19 protein-coding genes are annotated in these 19,225 nt (G+C 67.1%); 8 read left to right on the forward strand and 11 right to left on the reverse strand.

Features of this window, described 5'->3' with window-relative positions:
* Positions 1–207: 207 nt before the first annotated feature.
* Genes AB4879_RS18390 through alr form a run of 7 tightly spaced genes read right to left on the reverse strand, consistent with a single transcriptional unit; the run spans position 208 to position 6,172 of the window.
* Positions 208–1,200, reverse strand: coding sequence for an alpha/beta fold hydrolase (locus AB4879_RS18390; protein WP_370508714.1), 993 nt, complete (start codon positions 1,198–1,200; stop codon positions 208–210).
* Positions 1,200–2,240 carry a tRNA (adenosine(37)-N6)-threonylcarbamoyltransferase complex transferase subunit TsaD gene (gene tsaD / locus AB4879_RS18395; protein WP_370508716.1) on the reverse strand — a complete coding sequence of 347 codons (1,041 nt, stop codon included), beginning with the start codon at positions 2,238–2,240 and terminating at the stop codon, positions 1,200–1,202. The genes AB4879_RS18390 and tsaD overlap by 1 nt, the downstream gene beginning before the upstream one ends.
* Positions 2,237–2,692 (reverse strand): ribosomal protein S18-alanine N-acetyltransferase, encoded by a 456-nt coding sequence (gene rimI / locus AB4879_RS18400; protein WP_370508717.1) that lies wholly within the window; start codon positions 2,690–2,692, stop codon positions 2,237–2,239. The genes tsaD and rimI overlap by 4 nt, the downstream gene beginning before the upstream one ends.
* Entirely contained in the window at positions 2,689–3,333 is a 645-nt protein-coding gene (gene tsaB, locus AB4879_RS18405) for a tRNA (adenosine(37)-N6)-threonylcarbamoyltransferase complex dimerization subunit type 1 TsaB (RefSeq protein ID WP_370508718.1), read from the reverse strand. The genes rimI and tsaB overlap by 4 nt, the downstream gene beginning before the upstream one ends.
* On the reverse strand, positions 3,333–3,803 hold the full coding sequence (gene tsaE, locus AB4879_RS18410) for a tRNA (adenosine(37)-N6)-threonylcarbamoyltransferase complex ATPase subunit type 1 TsaE (RefSeq protein ID WP_370508719.1): 471 nt from the start codon (positions 3,801–3,803) through the stop codon (positions 3,333–3,335). The genes tsaB and tsaE overlap by 1 nt, the downstream gene beginning before the upstream one ends.
* Positions 3,796–4,995, reverse strand: a complete 1,200-nt coding sequence (locus AB4879_RS18415; protein ID WP_370508720.1) for an alpha/beta fold hydrolase — start codon at positions 4,993–4,995, stop codon at positions 3,796–3,798. Before AB4879_RS18415 ends, tsaE begins: the two co-directional genes overlap by 8 nt.
* Positions 4,985–6,172, reverse strand: coding sequence for an alanine racemase (gene alr, locus AB4879_RS18420; protein ID WP_370508721.1), 1,188 nt, complete (start codon positions 6,170–6,172; stop codon positions 4,985–4,987). The genes AB4879_RS18415 and alr overlap by 11 nt, the downstream gene beginning before the upstream one ends.
* Before the next feature lie 95 nt (positions 6,173–6,267).
* On the opposite strand from alr, the gene AB4879_RS18425 reads away from it, so the two are divergent.
* Both AB4879_RS18425 and AB4879_RS18430 read left to right on the forward strand, forming a co-directional pair.
* A complete protein-coding gene (locus AB4879_RS18425) occupies positions 6,268–7,083 on the forward strand; it encodes a GntR family transcriptional regulator (RefSeq protein ID WP_370508722.1) in 816 nt (271 codons plus the stop codon).
* Positions 7,084–7,126: 43 nt separating this feature from the next.
* Positions 7,127–8,359 (forward strand): HNH endonuclease signature motif containing protein, encoded by a 1,233-nt coding sequence (locus AB4879_RS18430; RefSeq protein WP_370508723.1) that lies wholly within the window; start codon positions 7,127–7,129, stop codon positions 8,357–8,359.
* Here the strand turns inward: AB4879_RS18430 and AB4879_RS18435 are convergent.
* The gene (locus tag AB4879_RS18435; RefSeq protein ID WP_370508724.1) at positions 8,356–9,120 is read right to left on the reverse strand and encodes an HAD family hydrolase; all 765 of its coding nucleotides are present in this window, start codon (positions 9,118–9,120) and stop codon (positions 8,356–8,358) included. The genes AB4879_RS18430 and AB4879_RS18435 overlap by 4 nt on opposite strands.
* A gap of 55 nt (positions 9,121–9,175) precedes the next feature.
* On the opposite strand from AB4879_RS18435, the gene AB4879_RS18440 reads away from it, so the two are divergent.
* Positions 9,176–10,096 carry a choline/ethanolamine kinase family protein gene (locus AB4879_RS18440; protein WP_102808136.1) on the forward strand — a complete coding sequence of 307 codons (921 nt, stop codon included), beginning with the start codon at positions 9,176–9,178 and terminating at the stop codon, positions 10,094–10,096.
* 16 nt (positions 10,097–10,112) lie between these two features.
* The gene (locus AB4879_RS18445; RefSeq protein ID WP_370508725.1) at positions 10,113–12,569 is read left to right on the forward strand and encodes an FAD-dependent oxidoreductase; all 2,457 of its coding nucleotides are present in this window, start codon (positions 10,113–10,115) and stop codon (positions 12,567–12,569) included.
* Here the strand turns inward: AB4879_RS18445 and AB4879_RS18450 are convergent.
* Positions 12,550–13,047, reverse strand: a complete 498-nt coding sequence (locus tag AB4879_RS18450; protein ID WP_370508726.1) for a nitroreductase/quinone reductase family protein — start codon at positions 13,045–13,047, stop codon at positions 12,550–12,552. The genes AB4879_RS18445 and AB4879_RS18450 overlap by 20 nt on opposite strands.
* An 80-nt stretch (positions 13,048–13,127) precedes the next feature.
* Here AB4879_RS18450 and AB4879_RS18455 point away from each other — a divergent pair, with 80 nt between their 5' ends.
* Complete coding sequence (locus AB4879_RS18455) at positions 13,128–14,528, forward strand: FAD-dependent oxidoreductase (RefSeq protein ID WP_370508727.1); 1,401 nt, start codon at positions 13,128–13,130, stop codon at positions 14,526–14,528.
* Between the two features lie 6 nt (positions 14,529–14,534).
* Here AB4879_RS18455 and AB4879_RS18460 read toward each other — a convergent pair whose 3' ends face one another.
* Both AB4879_RS18460 and AB4879_RS18465 read right to left on the reverse strand, forming a co-directional pair.
* Positions 14,535–15,914 carry a glutamate decarboxylase gene (locus AB4879_RS18460; RefSeq protein WP_370508728.1) on the reverse strand — a complete coding sequence of 460 codons (1,380 nt, stop codon included), beginning with the start codon at positions 15,912–15,914 and terminating at the stop codon, positions 14,535–14,537.
* Between the two features lie 11 nt (positions 15,915–15,925).
* Entirely contained in the window at positions 15,926–17,350 is a 1,425-nt protein-coding gene (locus tag AB4879_RS18465; RefSeq protein WP_370508729.1) for an NAD(P)H-hydrate dehydratase, read from the reverse strand.
* A 62-nt stretch (positions 17,351–17,412) separates the two neighbouring features.
* Between AB4879_RS18465 and AB4879_RS18470 the strand changes: the two genes are divergently transcribed.
* The 3 genes from AB4879_RS18470 (at position 17,413) to AB4879_RS18480 (ending at position 19,217) form a co-directional block, all read left to right on the forward strand.
* Positions 17,413–17,790 carry a nuclear transport factor 2 family protein gene (locus tag AB4879_RS18470; protein WP_370508730.1) on the forward strand — a complete coding sequence of 126 codons (378 nt, stop codon included), beginning with the start codon at positions 17,413–17,415 and terminating at the stop codon, positions 17,788–17,790.
* A gap of 19 nt (positions 17,791–17,809) precedes the next feature.
* Complete coding sequence (locus AB4879_RS18475; protein ID WP_370508731.1) at positions 17,810–18,481, forward strand: TetR/AcrR family transcriptional regulator; 672 nt, start codon at positions 17,810–17,812, stop codon at positions 18,479–18,481.
* A 67-nt stretch (positions 18,482–18,548) separates the two neighbouring features.
* The gene (locus AB4879_RS18480; protein ID WP_370508732.1) at positions 18,549–19,217 is read left to right on the forward strand and encodes a peroxiredoxin-like family protein; all 669 of its coding nucleotides are present in this window, start codon (positions 18,549–18,551) and stop codon (positions 19,215–19,217) included.
* The last annotated feature ends 8 nt before the right edge of the window (positions 19,218–19,225 follow it).

Genomic DNA, 19,225 nt, shown 5'->3' on the forward strand with positions numbered 1-19,225 from the left:
AGTCCTCCACTTAGTTAACTTGTTGCCGGGGCGAGTGCGCCCGGACCAGTCGGAATTACCAGGTGTTCGGCATACGTCCGTGCCCTCGCGTCGTCGTCGCGGGTGCCGGCGCAGGGGATGTCCGTAAGCCACCTAGCACTCTATACATGCGAGTGCTAGCACTCAAGGGTGGCATCCTGCCTATTCGCCCAGAGCGGACGCCGCGGCTCAGTCCGACAGCTCGTGACGGACGCGTAAGTCGCCAAAAAACGCGCCGACCAGGGCATTGAACAGATCGGCTCGCTCCCACTGCAGGAAGTGCCCGGCGCCCGGCAGCACGACGGGTCCGCTCCGGTCGGTGAACGCGACCTCGCAGAAGTGCACGAACTCCGGGCCGACGACATGGTCGTCCATGCCGTAGAGGATCAGGGTCGGCACATCGACCTTGCGGTCCATGATCGGCGGCTCGCTGACCGGGCGGCCATGAGCTAACTGGTAGACGGCCCATCCGGCCCGCAGCCGCTCCTCACTGCTGAACGGCTCGGTCATGAAGTCGACGTCCTCCGCGCTGAACGTGCCCGGCGAGGCCCACAGCCGGTGGCCGTACATCTCGCCGATGTAGCGCCGACGCTTGTCTGCGGTGTCGAGCTCGGCGGCCAGTTCGTCCGGGGTGGCACCCTGCCGGTGGCGGTAGTCGCCGGTCGGACCGTCACTCAGGATGCTCATCGGGTCCAGGCCCGCCGCGACATAGTCGTCGAATACCAGCGGCGGCACGGTGTCGAAGAACACCAGCTTGTCGACGAAGCCGGGATAGCGATGCAGCAGATCCACCGCGACCACCCCACCGACGTCGCCGCCGACGACCCCGCACCGTTCGTGACCCAGGACGTCGTGCACCAGCAGGTGGACGTCTCGGCTGTAGGCCGCGATGTCATACACGTCGTCCTGCGAGAGGTCGGAGTCACCGTGCCCGCGAAGGTCCGGGGCGATCACCTCGTAGCCGGCGTCGGCGAGCGCGGCGATGTTGCGCCACCAGATCCGCTTGGTCTCGGGGTAGCCGTGCAACAACAGCAGCGGGTAACCACCTATCCCCTCACGGACAACGGCCAGCGACAGCCCGTCTCGGCCGGGGCTTGCCGGCACCTCGCATCGGTGGATGATGAACGCATCGGCCGCCGGGGTGGCCGGTTGCGCGGGACGCAGCCGAACGTCGTAGTGCATCAACGATCGGCTCGGCCGGCGGTGACCTGTCCCGCGACGACCGGCAGACCCGGGTCACTGCGCGCATCCAGCGGCGAGGGAGCCGCACCGGCGGCGATCAGGTGCGCGGCAAACGAGGCGATCATCGCCCCATTGTCGGTACACAGCCGCGGTCGCGGAATACGAAGCGTCAAACCTGCTGCGGCGCAGCGTTCTTCAGCAAGCTCGCGTAGCCGCGAGTTGGCCGCCACCCCGCCCGCGATCAGCAATGTCGACACTCCGAGCTCGGTAGCGGCCCGCACCGCCTTGGCGGTGAGCACATCGGCGACGGCTTCCTGGAATCCGGCGGCGACATCGGCGGTCGGCGCGTCGGGATGGTGTTCGACGTAACGGGCCACGGCGGTCTTGAGCCCGGAGAACGAGAACGCGAACGGTTCGTCGCGTGGGCCGGTCATGCCGCGCGGGAAGGCGATTGCAGTGCGATCGCCGGTGCGCGCCAGCTCGTCCAGCGGTCGGCCACCGGGATAGCCCAGACCGAGCAGCCGAGCCACCTTGTCGTAGGCCTCCCCCGCCGCATCGTCGACGGTGCTGCCCAACTCGACGATCGGCTCACCGAGCGAGCGCACGTGCAGGAGGTGGGTGTGCCCACCGGATACCAGCAGCCCAACACATTCCGGTAGCGGGCCGTGGTCGTAGACGTCGGCTGCGAGATGGCCGCCGAGGTGGTTGACGGCATAGAACGGCACACCCCACGCAGCGGCGTACGCCTTCGCGGCAGCGACCCCGACCAGCAGGGCACCGGCCAGCCCGGGCCCGATCGTGGCCGCGACGACGTCGGGCTTGTCGATGCCGGCGGTCTGCATTGCCCGGCGCATGGTGGGCCCGAGCGCTTCGAGATGGGCCCGGGATGCGATCTCGGGGACGACTCCGCCGAACCGGACGTGCTCGTCGACACTGGAAGCCACCTCGTCGGCCAGCAGCGTGACGGTGCCGTCGTCATCGAGCCGCGCGATGCCGACTCCTGTTTCGTCGCAGGAGCTTTCGATGGCCAAGATTTTCATTGCGGATCCCGTCGCATGGTGTACGCGTCGGCACCGCTGACCCGGTAGTAGCGTTTGCGCACACCGACGCGTGCGAAGCCGAGGCTGGTGTACAGCGCGATCGCCGGCTCGTTGTCGGTGCGCACCTCCAGGAACACCGTCGACTCCGGGCCGACCTCACTGAGCAGCTCGACCATCATCTGCCGACCTATCCCCTGTCCCTGGTAGGCGGGATCCACGCCCACGGTGTGGATCTCGTATTCGAACGGCGGAATGCGGCCCAACCGGGAGATGCCGGCGTATCCGACCAGCTTGTCGTCCACCCGGGCCGCGATGTACCGATTGTGCGGGGCTGCCAGTTCACGCACGAACGCGAAATCCGGCCACGGATCGTCACCGTCGAAGAGCAGGTTCTCCAACTCGGCGCAGCGGGCGGCATCGGTCTTCTGCAGTGGGCCGTAACGAACGTTCATCGCAGAACTCCACGTTCGGCGAGCGTCTTCGCGTCCGGGCGGCGCAGGTACAACGGAACCAACGGCGCTGGCGCCTCATCCCAATCCGCAACGGCGGCAACCAGTCCCGTCGCTGTCGGGTAGGCCGGCCCGATCACCCGCAGGCCGAACAACGCGGCATGATCCGGCGATCCCGCCACGCTCGCGGCATCACCGACCGGCACGTCGGCGGCAGCGGCGACGTCAGGGCCCTCGACCCGAATCCCGTCGACGTACTGCGCCCAGTACACCTCTCGGCGGCGGGCATCGGTGACCACCAGGGCCGCCCCGGTGGTCTGCGTGCCGATGCCGTCCAGGCTGCACACCCCGAACACCGGCCGATCCAGCGCATGCCCGTAGGCGGCGGCGGTGGCCATCCCGACCCGCAGACCGGTGAACGGGCCTGGGCCGCAACCCACCACGACGGCATCCAGATCGGACATGGCCAACCCGGCGTCCGACATCGCCGCGACCACATTGGGGGTCAGCGTCTCCGCGTGGGCGCGGGCGTCGAGGGTGATCCGCTCGGCGGCCACTGTCGGGCTGCCCGAGCCGTCGCGAATCACCACCGCGGCGGTGACGGCCGGCGTGGCGGTGTCGATGACCAGGATGGTGCGGATCATCAGTGGTTCCATCGCCATGTCGCGGTGCGCACGTCGTTCTCGGCGCTGCGCTCCAGCCTGACGTCGAGATGGTTCTCCGACAGCCGCTCGGCCAGACCTTCGCCCCATTCGACCACCACGACGGCGTCCTCGAGGTCAGCGTCGAGATCCAGCGAATCGAGCTCGGCCAGCAGATCGGCGCCGGTGTGTTCGAGGAGCCGGTAGACGTCGACATGCACGAGCTCCGGGGTTCCCGGTCGGCGCGCCCGATGCACACGGGCCAGCACGAACGTCGGTGAGGTCACCGGACCTTCCACATCCATGCCGAGCGCAATCCCCTTGGTGAATGCGGTCTTTCCGGCGCCCAGCGGCCCGGACAGGACAACGACGTCACCGGCCCGCAGTTGTCTGCCGAACTGTTCACCGAGCGCGATGGTGTCCTCGACGGTGGGCAGTTCGCGGGTGCCGTCCTGCACCGTTGTGCTATCCACGGTTGCGGTCCTTGAGTCGTCGGGCGAAGGCCACCAGTTTCGACGGGGTCGCACGCTCGACCAGGCGCACCAGCGCGTCGTTGATCAGCTCGGGCTGCTCCAACTGCACGAGGTGTCCGGCTCCGGGCACGATCAGCAATTCACTGTTGGGCAGTACCGCTGCCATCTCATCGGAATGAACCATCGGCGTGAGGACGTCGTGATCACCGCAGGCGATCAACGTCGGGATTCGGGCCAGCACGGGCAACGCGGCGCTCTCGTCGTGGACTTCCAGGGCATGCAGGAACTCCACCAGGGTCGCGATCGGTGTGTCGTGAATCATCTTCTCGGAGAAGGCGACCACACTCGGGCTCATATGGTCGTCGCCGTAGGAGGCGGCACGCAGGATGGGGCGGATCACCGAGCGCGCCGCACCGCGGGTGCGGTGGACTAGTTTGGGCGCGTACCGGGCGGCGAAGCGCACCGCCTCCAGCGCCGGGTTTTGCAGAATCTCGCCCAGCGGTGAGCGGGACAGCCCCTCGGCGGCCGACGAGATCAGCGCCGCGCCGACGATCCGGCTGCCGTAATGCTGGGGGAACTGGCGGGCGTGCGACAGCACGGTCATGCCGCCCATCGAGTGCCCGACGAGTACCACCGGTCCGCGCGGAACCATCACTTGCAGAATGGTTTCCAGGTCCTTGCCCAGCTGTTCCACCGAATAGGTGTCGACGGGCGCGGCGCTGGACTGGCCGTGGCCGCGCTGGTCGTAGAAGACCATCCGGACCTGATCACCCCACCGGGACTCCAGTGCCGCGCGCTGGAAATGGAACGATCCCATCTGCAAGCAGAAGCCGTGCGCGAACACCACGGTCACGGGAGCGGTGGTGGGCCCGACCTCGCGCACCACCAGCGGGATGCCGTCCGGGGTGGTCACCACACAACCGCGATCGGCGTCCAGCAGCCCGAAATCCTCACGCTGATACACATCTTCGACACCGGACCGCTGTCCGAACGAACGAGCCGCCGAAACGCCGGCGACCGTGCCGACCGCACCGAGTCCGGCTACGCCGGCCAGCAGACCGGCGCGCTTGCCGACACCGAGACCCGGATGGTCTGCCTTGCGCGCCAACCGCTGCGCGCTCTTCTCGGCACGGCGGGCCAGCCGCTGATCGATGCCGCGCGGCTTGGGATTCTTCTGGCCGTCACTGTCCATCGGCGCTGGGCTCCCGGTACGTGCGCACCACGCGTCCACGCGGGCTGGTGACCACCTCGTAGTGGATGGTGCCGAGCAGGTCGGCCCAATCCTGCGCGGTCTGTTCACCGGATGTGCCGGGGCCGAACAGGATCGCCTCGTCGCCGGCCGCAACCCCGGGATCGCCCGGACCGAGATCGACGACGAACTGATCCATGCAGACCCGCCCGACGCTGCGCCGCAGCCGCCCGTTGATCAGAATGTCGATACGGCCGCCGAGTGTGCGATACAGGCCGTCCGCGTAACCGATGGGCAGCAAGGCCAGATTCGTGTCCCGCTCGGCGATCCAGGTGTGGCCGTATGACACCCCGTCGCCGGCCTTGACCGGCTTGACCATCGCGACGGTGCAGCGAAGCGTCATCGCCGGGCGCAGGCCCATGTCGCCACGCTCGGGGATGGGGCTCAGCCCGTACACCGCGATGCCGGGGCGGACCATGTCGAAACCCAGATCCGGTCGGGTCATCGCCGAAGGCGAGTTGGATAGGTGTGCGACGTCGAATTCGATTCCACGCGAACGCGCTTCGGCGATCATCGCGGTAAAGCGCTGTGCCTGAAGGTCGTTGAGCGGATCGTCGGGGACATCGCCGTTGGCGAGATGCGACATGATGCCCCGCAGCCGGATGGCGTCGGCGGCCGCGGCGCGCTGGAGTTCGGCCAGCAGCGCCGGATAGTCGGCGGCGCTGACCCCGTTGCGGTTGAGCCCGGTGTCGACCTTGACGGTGACCTCTGCCGTGCGCCCGGTGCGTTCGACGGCGTCGAGCACCGCACCGACCTGATGGACCGATGACACGGCGACTCCGATGTCAGCGGTCAACGCCGGGGCGAAGTCGGTACCCGGCGGGTGCAGCCACGCCAGGACCGGCGCCGTGATCCCACCCTGGCGCAGCGTCAGCGCCTCGTCGATGGTGGCCACTCCCAGCTCGGCGGCACCGGCGTCCACCGCGGCGCGACCGGCCGCAACAGCGCCGTGGCCGTAGGCGTCGGCTTTGACCACCGCCATCACCTGAGCGGAGCCCGCATGCTCACGCAGAACGCGCACATTGTGGGCGATCGCCCCCAGATCGACGATCGCCTCGGCGCCGGGGCGCCAAACCTGGGTGTGCGTCGACGGGGTCAACGAAGTCGTGTGCATAGTCATGTCACCGTCGCCAATTGTCCCAGAAACCGACTCGGGAGCCCGCATAGGGCGCTGACCTGTCATTTCGTGCCGGTAGGAGCGGTAGAGTCGGCCCAATGCGGGTGCTGTCGATGGACGACGCCGTCCTGGCCGAACGTCCCGACCTGAGCGGGCCGTCCGAGCAGCCGGCCCACGCCCGGATCGCGACCTGGCTGGAGAAACTGATCGTTTCCGGTGCGCTGGCGCCCGGCGACAAGTTGCCGGCGGAGGTCGAGATCGCCGGGGCGCTCGGCGTGAGCCGGATGACGCTGCGCCAGGCGCTGGCAGCCATCGAAGCCAAGGGACTCATCCGGCGCAGCCGGGGACGTTTCGGGGGCAACTTCGTCGAGACGCCGCGGCTGGAGTTCGACCACATCGGCCTGCCCGGGTTCACCGAGCAGCTGCGCAGGCTGGATATGGCCGCCGGCGCGCGGGTGATCGGCGCGGCGACCCGCCCGGCGACCGCGGTGGTGCGCCAGGCCCTGCACCTCAAGCGGGGCGCCCAGGTGCACAAGATCGTCCGGATGCGCTCGGCCAACAACACGCCGGTATTGATCGAGGAGACGTACCTTCCGGCGGCCCGGTTTCCCGGACTGCTGTCCGCCGACCTGACCGGATCGGTGTACACGCTGATGGCCGACGAATTCGACACCCCGCTGCGTTCGGCGGACGAGCACATCGAGGCGGTGCCGGCCAGCGAGTCATCGGCCGGGCTGCTGGGCGTTGCGGTCGGCGATCCATTGCTTCTGGTGACGCGAACGGCGTACGACCGCAACGATGTTCCGGTCGAATTCTCCTACGACTACTTCCGCTCCGACCGCACCCGGATCCGGGTCAAGTCCGGCGTCGACCGCGGACCCGACGCCGCAGTGGAGACCTCGCCGGCGTCCTGACGTCGCAGCCCGTTTTGTCGGACCCTGCTGACATGATCGGGTTATGTCCTCGACCACCGCGCTCAGCCCGAAGGAGCGCCTGGAGGTGGTGTTCGAGGAGTTGGCGGAGCTGGCCGGCCAGCGCAATGCGATCGACGGGCGCATCGTGGAGCTGGTCGCCGAATTGGATCGCGACGACCTCTGCGGTATGACCGGGGCGCGCTCCGTCGCCGCCGTGGTGGCCTGGAAGCTGGGCACCTCATCGTCGACCGCCACCACCATTTCAGCTGTCGCGCATCGACTTTCTGAATTTCCGCGATGCACACAAGCGCTGCGTGAGGGACGGTTGTCGCTGGATCAGGTCGGCGTCATCGCCGAACGCGCCGCCGACGGCTCCGACGAGCACTACGCACAACTGGCCACGGTTGCCACCGTCAGCCAGCTGCGCACCGCCATCAAACTCGAACCCCGCCCACCCAAGCCTGGCCCCCAACCCGACCCGCCACGCTCGATACGCAAGACCGTCGGCGACGAATCCACCACCTGGAAGATCACCCTTCCGCACAGCGAGGCAGCCACCGTCGACGCCGCACTGCAGTCCCACCTCGATGCGTTGGTCGCCGACTGGAAACGCGACCACGACAACGGTGGTGCCGACAACGCGCCACCGCTACCCAACACCACCGATGCATTCCTGAGCCTGGTCGAGGCCGGCTGGGACGCCGACGTGGCCCGCCGCCCGCACGGGCAGCGGGCCACCGTGGTGGTTCACCTCGACGTCGACAAGAGGACTGGGCAACTGCACCTGGGTCCGCTGCTCTCCGATGGCGACCGCCAGTACCTGACCTGCGACGCCACCCGCGAGGTCTGGTTTGAGCGCGACGGACAACCCCTCGGCGCCGGCCGCACCACCCGCACCATCAACCGGCGACTTCGCCGCGCCCTCGAACACCGCGACACCACCTGCGCAGTCCCCGGCTGCAGCGCCACCCGCGGACTGCATGCTCATCACATCCAGCACTGGGAAGACGGCGGCCCCACCGAACTCCACAACCTGGTGCTGCTGTGCCCCTTTCACCACCGCGCACACCACCACGGCGACATCACCATCTTCGGCCCCGCACACCAACTCACCGTCCTCGACAGCGACGGCGAACTCCTCACATCAGGGTCACTCGCCCGCCCGCCAAACCACCCACCACCAACAGTTCCGCCCTGCCCCGGACCGACCGGCGAACGCGCCGGCTGGAAGTGGTACCAACCGTTTCAGCCGAAGGCACCACCAACGGACAATTAGCGACCGCGCAACGACGGCAAGATGTGCTCGACGATGTCGACCGACAGCCGCGCAACGATCGCCGGGGCCACAGCGGCGAGTTCGTCGCTGGGCTCGGGCGCCACTGCTACGCAGCTCATCCCGGCCGCGAGGGCACCGCGCACCCCGGGTACCGAATCTTCGAAAACCACGATCTGTGTTGGTGCACAACCGAGTTGGGCAGCACCGGACAAAAACCCCTCTGGATCCGGCTTGCCGCTCGTGACATCCTCCTCGGCGACGACCACCCGGATCAGCTCACCGACCGGGCTGGTTGACAGTACTGCCCGAACATCGTCGCGCTGCGCCCCGGTGACGATGGCCATCGGCACCTCGTGTTCGGCCAACAACTGCACCAGCCGGACCGTGTCGGGCCGAATCGGGTTGTCACCGGCGACGAGGTCGCGGTACCGGTGCTTGCGCAGTTCGAGCAGCCTGTCGACGTCGTGACCGTCGGCGCCGGTGATCTTCCCAGTGATCTCCAAAGCCTTCTCGACGATCTCGCGGTCGCTGTGGCCCAGCAGGTGCCGGTCATAGTCCTGCTGGCTCAAGTCCCAGTTCAGGTGCTCACCGAACAGCTCGCTGAAGATACGGAACAGGATCGGCTCGTCATCGGACAACGTGCCGTTGAAGTCGAAAATCACCGCGGGTTGCGGGCCGACCGCCCAGCCGGTGATTATCTCACGGGCCAGACGGGCATCCGGATAGATCGGCACGGCCGAGTCAAACACTGGCACAGCCACAAGTCAATAGTCTAGTCTTTTACGCGCGACACTCTTTCTCCGCAAGGATGCCCTCATGCCGTTCATTTCCGATCCGGAACTGGATGCGCTGCTGGATCAGCTGCCGGCGCTGGCTGGACAACCCCGCCAGATCGAAGAACTCCACGGCGGCCTCACCAACCGCAACATCAAGATCACCACGCAGGCAGGGACTTACGTCGCCCGGTGCAGCGTCACGTCCACCGACCTGCTCGGCATCGACCGGGACAACGAGTACTACAACAGCGCCGCGGCGGAGAAGGCCGGCGTCGGAGCGCCGGTGATCGACTATCGGCCCGACCTCGGCATTCTGCTGGTCGGCTTTCTCGAAGGCGCCACGCTGACCAACGCGGACTTTCAGCGCCCCGACGTCTTGGCCAGGGTCGCGCAGGGATGCCGCACTCTGCACGCCGGTCCGCGCTTCCGCGACCGCTTCGACATGTTCGAACTACAACCCGGCTACTTGAAAGTCGTTCTGGAGCGCGGGTTCCGGATACCGACCGACTATCTGTACTTCACCCGCGAGTTCCAGGCGATGAAGCGCATCCTCGGCATCGGCGAACACGCAACCGTTCCGTGCAACAACGATCTACTCGCCGGGAACTTCGTGGACGACGGCAGCAAGGTTTGGCTGATCGACTACGAGTACTCCGGCAACAACGATCCCTGCTTCGAACTCGGCAACATCTGGGCCGAGTGCGGACTGTCCACCGATCAGCTCGACGAACTGGTCAGCGCGTACTACGGCCGTCGGCTACGACACAAGACAGCGCGATCCCGCCTGCAGGGGATCGTCGGCAAGTACGGCTGGACATTGTGGGGGTGCATTCAGAATGCCACCAGCACACTGGATTTCGACTTCTGGGAATGGGCGATGGAACGCTATGAGTCGGCGGTCGCCGAGTTCCGCGGGCCAGATTTCCCCCGCCTGCTCGCCGATGCCCAGGCACCCGACTGACGACCGATAGGAACACATGTCGACCCCATCATTGCCCGACCGTGCCCACGTCGTCATCATCGGCGGCGGCGTCATCGGCACCAGCGTCGCCTACCACCTGACCAAACTGGGTCACATCGACGTGGTGCTGCTCGAACAGGGCCAGCTGTCGTGCGGAACCACCTGGCATGCAGCGGGTTTGGTCGGTCAGCTGCGCGCATCGGAGAGTGGCACCAGGCTGGTCCAGTACTCCACCCAGCTGTACGCCGAACTGGAGACGGAGACCGGGCTGAGCGCGGGCTACAAGCAGTGCGGCGGGGTGACGGTGGCGCGCAGCGAAGACCGGATGATCCAGCTTCGCCGCACTGCGGCCAATGCTGCCGCTTATCAGCTCGACTGCGAACTGCTCAGTCCGGAAGAGGCTTTCGAACGCTACCCGGTGATGCGGGTCGACGACTTGGTGGGCGCGATCTGGCTGCCCGCCGACGGAAAGGCCAATCCGACCGACCTGACGATGGCTTTGGCCAAGGGTGCACGTCAGCGCGGCGCCAAGGTGTTGGAACACGTTCGCGTGCTCGACGTGCTCACCGCGGACGGCCGCGTGACCGGAGTCCGCACCGACGCCGGCGACATCGAAGCCGAAATCGTGGTCAACTGCGCAGGCCAGTGGGCCAAGGCGATCGGCGCACTGGCGGGCGTCAACGTGCCGCTGTATTCCGCCGAACACTTCTACGTGGTCACCGAAACCATTGCCGGCGTCCATCCTGATCTGCCGATCCTGCGTGATCCCGACGGCTACACCTACTTCAAGGAGGAGGTCGGCGGGCTGGTCATCGGTGGGTTCGAGCCGGAAGCCAAGCCGTGGGTGGCCCCCGACAAGATCCCCTACCCCTTCGAGTTCCAGCTGCTCGACGAGGATTGGGAGCACTTCGAGATCCTGATGGACAACGCGCTGTTGCGGATTCCCGCACTCGAGCACACCGGCCTCAAGAAGCTGTACAACGGCCCGGAGAGTTTCACCCCGGACAACCAGTTCATCCTCGGCGAGGCTCCCGAGTGCGCCAATTTCTTCGTCGGCGCGGGATTCAACTCGGTGGGCATCGCCTCCGCCGGCGGTGCGGGCCGCGCACTGGCGGAATGGATCGTCAACGGCTCCCCCACCACCGACCTCACCGGCGTCGACATCCGTCGCTTCGCACCGTTCAACGGCAACGTGGCCTGGTTGCATGACCGAGTCGCCGAGATCCTTGGTGTGCACTACGAAATCCCCTGGCCGAACCGGGAACTGGCGACGGCGCGGCCGTTCCGCCGTTCCCCGGTGCACCATCTGCTCGCGGCGGCGGGAGCCAACTTCGGCAGCCGAATGGGCTGGGAGCGGGCGAACTTCTTCGCACCTCCGGGCAACGAGCCGGTCATCGAATATTCGTGGGGTAAGCAGAACTGGCTGCCGTGGTCGGCGGCCGAACAGGTCAGCACCCGCACCGCTGTCACAGTGTTCGATCAGACGTCGTTCTCCAAATACGTACTCGCCGGGCCCGGAGCCGAGGCTGGTCTGCAATGGCTGTGCACCGCCGATGTGGCTGTGCCGGTGGGCAAATCGGTGTACACCGGGATGCTCAACGAACGCGGCACCTACGAATCCGACGTCACGGTCACCCGAACCGGGCCGCAGGAGTTCCTGATCGTCAGCAGCGCAGCGACCACCGAACGGGACAAGGACCACATCCGCAAGAACCTGCCCGCCGGGGCGCACGCCGAACTCGTCGACGTCACATCGTCGATGGCGGTCTTCGGCGTGATGGGCCCGAAGTCACGCGAGCTGCTCGGCGAGCTCACCGACGCCGACCTCTCCGACGCCGCATTCCCGTTCGCCACCAGCCAGGTCATCTCGCTGGGCTACGCCACCGTGCGCGCCACCCGGATCACCTATGTCGGCGAATTGGGTTGGGAGCTTTACGTTCCCACCGAGTTCGCGGTCGGCGTCTACGAAGACCTGCTGGCAGCAGGTGAGAAATACGGGATCGCCCGCGGCGGCTACTACGCGATCGAGTCGCTGCGGCTGGAGAAGGGCTATCGGGCGTTCGGCCGGGAACTGACGCCGAACGACAGTCCGGTGCAGGCCGGACTGCTGTTCGCCTGCAAGCTGTCCACCGATGTCGACTTCCTCGGCCGGGCGGCCGTGGAGAAGGCCAAGGCCGACGGTCCCCGCAGGCGGGTGGTCAGCTTCGCCGTCGACTCGCCCGACCCGATGCTGTGGGGCGGCGAACTGATCCTGCGCGACGGCGCCGTCGCCGGACAGGTCAGCTCGGCGGCATGGGGTGCCACCACCGGTGCGTGCGTGGGGCTGGGTTACGTCCGCTCGACCGACGACACCGTCGTCACACCCGACTGGGTGCGCTCGGGTTCCTACGCGGTCAACGTCGGCGGTCAGATCTATCCGATCACCGTGTCGCTCAAGGCCATCTACGACCCGGCTAACGAGCGGGTGCGCTGAACGTCTCGGTCGGGCGCAGCAGGCTCAGCATGACGAGCGGGATCCGCCGGCTGGTGGACTGCTGATAGGCGATGTATGGCGGATACAGGTGGCACATGTACTCCCACACCTGATGTCGCTCATCGCCCTGCGGTTCGCGCCACGTGGCCTCGAAGGCCTGCGTGGCGATCTGCACTTCGAGCGTTGCCCTCGACTCGACGTTCAGGTACCACTCGGGATGATTGTCGGCGCCGCCCTTGGACGCGACGACCACGATTTCGCCGCCGGAGTTGCCGTAGATCAACGGCTTGATGTATTGCCGACCCGACTTGCGCCCGGTGTAGCGGATCAAGCAGTGGGTGGTGAACGACCGGCCCCCGACGTCACTCAGGTCGAGGACGTGCCCCTGCGCCCCACCGCTTTCCAGGTATGTCGCGAGGTGCTGTGCCGTCCAGTCAGCACGGTCAGAGCGTAGTGAGTCAGCGTCAGCGTCAGCCATCAGACCTCTTCCGGTCGGTAATCGCTCAGGGCATTCCGACGCTAGCATTCGTCGGAGTACCCGCGAGGATGGAGTGACAGATGCCGGTGAACGTCGATCACATCGATGCCGACCTCGCGGTCATCGGTTTCGGCAAAGGCGGTAAGACGCTGGCCGCCACGCTGGGCCGTCAGGGCCGGCGGGTGGTGATGATCGAGCAGTCGGCGCAGATGTACGGCGGCACCTGTATCAACATCGGCTGCGTGCCGACGAAGTCGATGGTGTACCGGGCCGAGCACCTCGCGGCCGGCGGTGTCCACCCGGACGCTTATCACCACGCCGTGGGGGCGACGGCCGAACTCACCGCCGACCTGCGCGCGGTGAATTTCGCGATGCTCGACAACCTCGACTCGGTCACGGTTCTCACCGGGCATGCCCGCTTCACCGATCCGCACACGCTGCAGGTCGAGACGGTCGACGGCGCGACCGTCACCGTGGTGGCCCAAACGATCGTGGTCGGTACCGGCTCACGTCCGGTGCTGCCCGACATCGCCGGGCTGACGACCACGCCCCAGGTCCAGACCAGTACGGAAATGCTCAGCATGCCGGAGCTGCCTGCGCGGCTGACGGTGCTCGGCGGCGGCTACGTCGGCCTGGAGTTCGCCGCGATGTACGCCCGGTACGGCTCCGAGGTGACCGTGCTGGAACACGGTCCGCAGATCCTCGGTCGCGAGGACGCCGATGTCGCGGCCTGCCTGCAGGACATTCTTCGTGACAGCGGCGTCGAGATCATCACCTCCGCTGAGGTCACCTCGGTGACCGGAGTCGGCCAGGCGGTTACGGTGACCTATCAGGCCGACCGGATGCAACACACCGCCGAGGGCGACGCCGTCCTGGTGGCACTCGGCCGGGAGCCGGTCACCGACGACCTGGGCCTCACCGAGGCCGGTGTCGAAACCACCAGTGCGGGTGCGATTGTCGTCGACGAGTATCTGCGCACCAGCCAGCCGCACATCTTCGCGGTCGGTGACGTCAACGGTGGTCCGCAGTTCACCTACATTTCGCTCGACGATTACCGCGTGGTGCTCTCGCAGCTCGCCGGCGACGGATCCCGGAGCACCGCCACCCGCACCGCCGTCCCCTACGTCCTGTTCACCACACCACCGCTGGCGCGGGTGGGCATCACCGAGAGCGCGGCGGCGGCAGCCGGGATGGACATCCTGGTCGCCACGCTGCCGGTTGCCGCCATGGCGACGGTGCCACGGGCCCGCATCGTCGACGAGACGGCAGGACTCATGAAGGTCGTCGTGGATGCGAGCACCGACAAGATCCTGGGCGCAGCGCTTCTCAGCTACGACTCGCATGAAGTCATCAACACCGTTGCGCTGGCCATGCGGCACGGCATCACCGCCACCGAGTTGCGCGACACCATCTATACGCACCCGTCGATGACGGAAGCCTTCAATCAGCTGCTCGGCGCATTGGCGGCACCGAGCAGCTGATCGGGCCTAGTGCGCGAAGTGCTCCTGAGTGAAGTGGCCTTCGGGCTGGATCGCGTCGAGGTGGCCCAGCACAGCGTTGAGGTCCGCCCACAGTGAGCGGGCCAGGTCGGCCGAGAACCCTTCTCGCACAACAACCCGCAGCACCGAGATGTTCTCCGCGCCGTCGGGCATCGTGTACGCCGGCACCTGCCAGCCGTAGGAACGCAGCGCCGCCGACACGTCGAACTCGGTGTAGCCCAAGTCGCCCTTGAGCCGGAACGCCACCACCGGTATCGCCGAGCCGTCGGAGATCACCTCGAAGTGCTGGCAGGCCTCCAGTTGGTCGGAGAACCAGCGGGCCGTTGCCGACAGGCACTGCATCACGTGGGTGTAGCCGGCCCGGCCCAGCCGCAGGAAGTTGTAGTACTGGCCGACCACCTGATTGCCCGGGCGGGAAAAGTTCAGGGTGAACGTCGGCATGTCCCCGCCGAGGTAGTTCACCCGGAACACCAGCTCCTCAGGTAGGCAATCGGCGTTGCGCCACACCACGAATCCGATACCCGGATAGGTCAGCCCGTACTTGTGGCCGCTGACGTTGATCGACGCCACTCGCGGCAACCGGAAATCCCACTTGAGGTCGGTGTGCAGGAACGGCACCACGAATCCGCCGCTGGCCGCATCGACATGCACCGGGATGTCGAGTCCCTTGTCCGCCTGCAACGTGTCCAGTGCCGCACAGATCTCGGCGATCGGCTCCAGCTCACCGGTGTAGGTGGTGCCCAGGATGCCCACCACGCCGATGGTGTCCTCGTCGACGGCGTCCAGAACCTGTTCGGGGGTGATGACGTAGCGGTCCTCGGCCATCGGGAGGTAGCGCGGCTCGACTTCGAAGTAGCGGCAGAACTTTTCCCACACCACCTGCACGTTGGAACCCATCACCAGGTTAGGGGTGCGAGTCTTCCACTTGTCCCCGACGCGGGCCTTCCAGCGCCACTTCAGGGCCAGACCGCCGAGCATCACGGCCTCCGACGACCCGATCGTGGACACCCCGACCGCGGTGGAGGCGTCGTCGTCGCGCAGGTTCTCGGCATGGAACAGATCGGCAACCATTGCCACACAACGTGATTCGATGGCAGCCGTGGCCGGGTACTCATCCTTGTCGATCATGTTCTTGTCGAATGTCTCCGACATCAACTTCTCGGCCTCGGGGTCCATCCAGGTGGTGACGAACGTGGCGAGGTTGAGCCGCGAGCTGCCGTCGAGCATCAGCTCGTCGTGGATGAACCGGTATGCCGCAGTGGGTTCCATCGCCTCATCGGGCAGCCGCAGTGACGGGATCGGGTCGGTCGACAGGCGTCCGGTGTAGGCCGGTGCGATCGACGGGGAACGATATTTGACGTGGGGCACGGGTGTCCTTTCTACAGTTCTGCGATGGCTTGACGAATGTGGGCGAGGATGCGCGAGGCCGATGTCGGCGCGGGGGCCGGGCCGGGATCGGCGGCCGAGGCGTTGGCGGCGCGCGCGTGCACGAATGCGGCCGCCGCGGCCGCCTCGGCCGGCGGCAGACCCGAGGCCAGCAGCGCACCGATCATCCCCGATAACACGTCCCCGGATCCGGCGGTCGCCGCCCAGGAACCACCTGCGGGGTTCAGGTAGACGACGCCGCCGCAGGGCTCGGCGATGATGGTGACGTTGCCCTTGAGCAGCACGGTCGCGCCGAAGGCATCGGCCAGGCGGCGGGTGGCGGCCACCCGGTCCTCCCCCGGCGGTGCACCGGCCAGTCGCGCGAACTCGCCCGCGTGCGGGGTGAGTACCGTCGGGGCCGCTCGGCCCGCCACCAGATCCGGCTGGGTGGACAAGATGGTCAGCGCGTCGGCGTCGACCACCACCGGCAGATCAGTACTGAGTGCGAAATGTAAAGCGGCGAAACCCTTTTCATCAGTACCTAGGCCCGGTCCGACCACCCAGGACTGCACTCGCCCGGCGGCGTGCGGGTTGGGCGCGGCCACCACCTCCGGCCAGTGCGACACCACCTCGGCTGCAGCGGACCCGGCGTAGCGTTTCATACCCGATGTCGTCGCCACCGCGGCCCCGGTGCACAGGATCGCCGCGCCGGGATACGTCGACGATCCGGCCAGGATGCCGGTGACACCCTGGGTGTACTTGTCGTCGCGCACGCCGGGCAGCGGCCAACGGGCCTTGACATCAGCGGCTTCCATGCCCAGCACGTCGGTGGCCGGGAGGTCCAAACCGATGTCGATCAGTTCGACCCGACCGCAGTCAGCCAGGGCGTGAACGGGTTTGAGGCCACCGAAGGTGACGGTGAGTGCTGCGCGCACGGCAGGCCCGGTGATCGCGCCGGTCTGTACGTCGACGCCGCTGGGGATGTCGACGGCCACCACCGGAATCTCGGCATCGTCGGCGGCGGCGAACACCTCGGCGGCTGCCGGGCGTAGGGGTCCGCTGCCGGAGATGCCGACCACCCCGTCGATCACGAGATCGGTCGACGGCGGCACCGCCGGCACCACCCGGCCGCCGGCAGATCGAAACGCGGCCAGCGCCTTGGCATGAGTGCGGTCGGGGTTGAGCAGTACCGCGGTCGCGGCGGCCCCACGGCGGCGCAGGAGGGTAGCCGCCCACAACGCATCGCCGCCGTTGTCGCCGGAGCCGACCACCGCGCAGAGCCGGCGGCCGGAAACGCCGCCGGTGCGCGTTCGCAGCTCGCGGGCGATCGCGGTGGCCAATCCGTAGGCGGCACGACGCATCAGCACACCATCGGGCAGGCCGGCCAGCAAGGGCGCCTCGGCGGCGCGAATCGCGTCGGCGGTGTAGTAGTGCCGCATCGGCACCAAGGTTACGTGCTGAACCCCCGATAACGGCCGAGTCCGCGTGGGTATTCACTGACATGACCAATCAGCTCTTACTCGATGAACTCCTGGCGATCGAACGCGCGGGGTGGCAGGCGTTGTGCGAGTCGACCGGCGACCGCTTCTACGGGGACCTGATGACCGACGACGCGGTCATGGTCTTGGCGAACGGTTCGGTGATGGATCGCTCCGCGGTGACTTCTGCACTCGGCCAGGCGCCGCCGTGGGCGAGCTTCGAGTTGTCCGATGAGCGCGTCATCTCCGCAGGAGCCGACGCCGCGGCGCTGGTGTACGTCGGCACGGCCCATCGCGACGGAGCCGACGAACCGTTCGTCGGAGCGATGTCGTCGGTGTATCACCGCGTCGACGGCAGGTGGCGGCTGGTGCTGTATCAGCAGACCGCCAAGACCGGTTGACGCTCGCTACACTTTTGGAGTGAACGATCCAGCGCGCAGCGCAGTGGCCGCGGCGGTGAACGGCCGGCGACTGACCCGTAAAGGCGTGCAGACCCGGGATCGAATCGTGGCGGTGGCCGCGGACCTGATGCAGCAGCGTGGCGTGGCCCGCACGACCGTGGAGGACATCCAGGCGGCGGCCGGAATCAGCTCGTCGCAGCTGTACCACTACTTCGCCGACAAGGACGCATTGGTGGCAGCGGTCATCGAGCTACAAGGACAACGAGTTCTCGACGTCCAGCACCTGGGCCTGGACAAGGTGGCGTGCCTGGCCGATCTGTGGCGCTGGCGCGATCTGGTTGTCGGTATTCGTACGGCGCAAAACTGTGTGGGCGGCTGCCCGCTGGGATCTTTGGCCGCAGATCTGGCAGAGACCGACGCCGTCGCACGCGCACAACTGGCACGCTGGTTCGCCGAGTGGGAGCGGATACTGCGCACCGGACTCGCGGCCATGGCTGCTGCGGGTCAATTCGCCGAGGGCACCGATACCGACCGCCTGGCCCTGGCGCTGCTGGCCGCGACCCAGGGAGGCCTCCTCCTGAGCCAGGTCAACCGGGATACCGCCGCGTTGACCGCGGCAATGGACACCGTGATCACTCACATCGGCGGGCTCCTGATCGAGACGTCCACAGGGACCGCTCGATCGCGTTGATTTTTGGTGTTGACACTCCATTTTTTCCCGGACACCATCGGCGTCAGGCCTATGAAAAGGAGTCTCCATGTCCACCACTGAACCGGCCACCATCGCCTCCCAGGTCGCAGACATGCAGCAGGGCATGGCGGGTCACCTGCCCGCCGACGCCATCGAGGTGTTCACCGCAGACCAGAAACGTATGGTCGAGGACGGCGTACCGCCCGGTGCGGCGCAGCCGGGGACTGCCCTGCCAGATCCTGAAGTTGTTGATGCGCACGGGAAATCGACCACGATTAGTGCGCTGCGCGCGCACCGTCCGGCGGTTGTGGTCTTCTACCGCGGCGCGTGGTGCCCATACTGCAATCTCGCGCTGAAGACGTACCAGGACCAGTTGGTACCGGAACTCACGTCGCGCGACATACCGCTGATCGCCGTCAGCCCCCAGAAGCCCGACGGGTCGCTGTCCACTGCAGAAGCCAACGCCTTGACCTTCGACGTGGTCTCCGACCCCGGCAACCAGATCGCCTCGGCGCTCGGCATCGTCGTCACACCCTCACAAGCGTCACGCGCGGTCACTCAGCAGCTCGGCATCGACTTGCGAGAAGCCAATGCTGACGGCGGCTACGAGTTGCCGATGCCCACCGTCCTGGTCGTCGACGGTGACGGCGTTATCGCATGGAGCGACATCCATCCCGACTACACCACTCGCACCGAGGTTGCGGAGATCCTGGCCGCCGTCGCCCAACTGGGCTGAGCGCCGTC

Source organism: Mycobacterium sp. SA01, from assembly GCF_041287105.1.
GTDB lineage: Bacteria > Actinomycetota > Actinomycetes > Mycobacteriales > Mycobacteriaceae > Mycobacterium.

Excerpts from the sequence above, each read along its gene's own strand:
- AB4879_RS18390 (WP_370508714.1), bottom strand. The coding sequence starts at position 1,200 with ATGCACTACGACGTTCGGCTGCGTCCCGCGCAACCGGCCACCCCGGCG.
- tsaD (WP_370508716.1), bottom strand. The coding sequence starts at position 2,240 with ATGAAAATCTTGGCCATCGAAAGCTCCTGCGACGAAACAGGAGTCGGC.
- rimI (WP_370508717.1), bottom strand. The coding sequence starts at position 2,692 with ATGAACGTTCGTTACGGCCCACTGCAGAAGACCGATGCCGCCCGCTGC.
- tsaB (WP_370508718.1), bottom strand. The coding sequence starts at position 3,333 with ATGATCCGCACCATCCTGGTCATCGACACCGCCACGCCGGCCGTCACC.
- AB4879_RS18415 (WP_370508720.1), bottom strand. The coding sequence starts at position 4,995 with ATGGACAGTGACGGCCAGAAGAATCCCAAGCCGCGCGGCATCGATCAG.
- alr (WP_370508721.1), bottom strand. The coding sequence starts at position 6,172 with ATGACTATGCACACGACTTCGTTGACCCCGTCGACGCACACCCAGGTT.
- AB4879_RS18425 (WP_370508722.1), top strand. The coding sequence starts at position 6,268 with ATGCGGGTGCTGTCGATGGACGACGCCGTCCTGGCCGAACGTCCCGAC.
- AB4879_RS18430 (WP_370508723.1), top strand. The coding sequence starts at position 7,127 with ATGTCCTCGACCACCGCGCTCAGCCCGAAGGAGCGCCTGGAGGTGGTG.
- AB4879_RS18440 (WP_102808136.1), top strand. The coding sequence starts at position 9,176 with ATGCCGTTCATTTCCGATCCGGAACTGGATGCGCTGCTGGATCAGCTG.
- AB4879_RS18445 (WP_370508725.1), top strand. The coding sequence starts at position 10,113 with ATGTCGACCCCATCATTGCCCGACCGTGCCCACGTCGTCATCATCGGC.
- AB4879_RS18450 (WP_370508726.1), bottom strand. The coding sequence starts at position 13,047 with ATGGCTGACGCTGACGCTGACTCACTACGCTCTGACCGTGCTGACTGG.
- AB4879_RS18455 (WP_370508727.1), top strand. The coding sequence starts at position 13,128 with ATGCCGGTGAACGTCGATCACATCGATGCCGACCTCGCGGTCATCGGT.
- AB4879_RS18465 (WP_370508729.1), bottom strand. The coding sequence starts at position 17,350 with ATGCGGCACTACTACACCGCCGACGCGATTCGCGCCGCCGAGGCGCCC.
- AB4879_RS18470 (WP_370508730.1), top strand. The coding sequence starts at position 17,413 with ATGACCAATCAGCTCTTACTCGATGAACTCCTGGCGATCGAACGCGCG.
- AB4879_RS18480 (WP_370508732.1), top strand. The coding sequence starts at position 18,549 with ATGTCCACCACTGAACCGGCCACCATCGCCTCCCAGGTCGCAGACATG.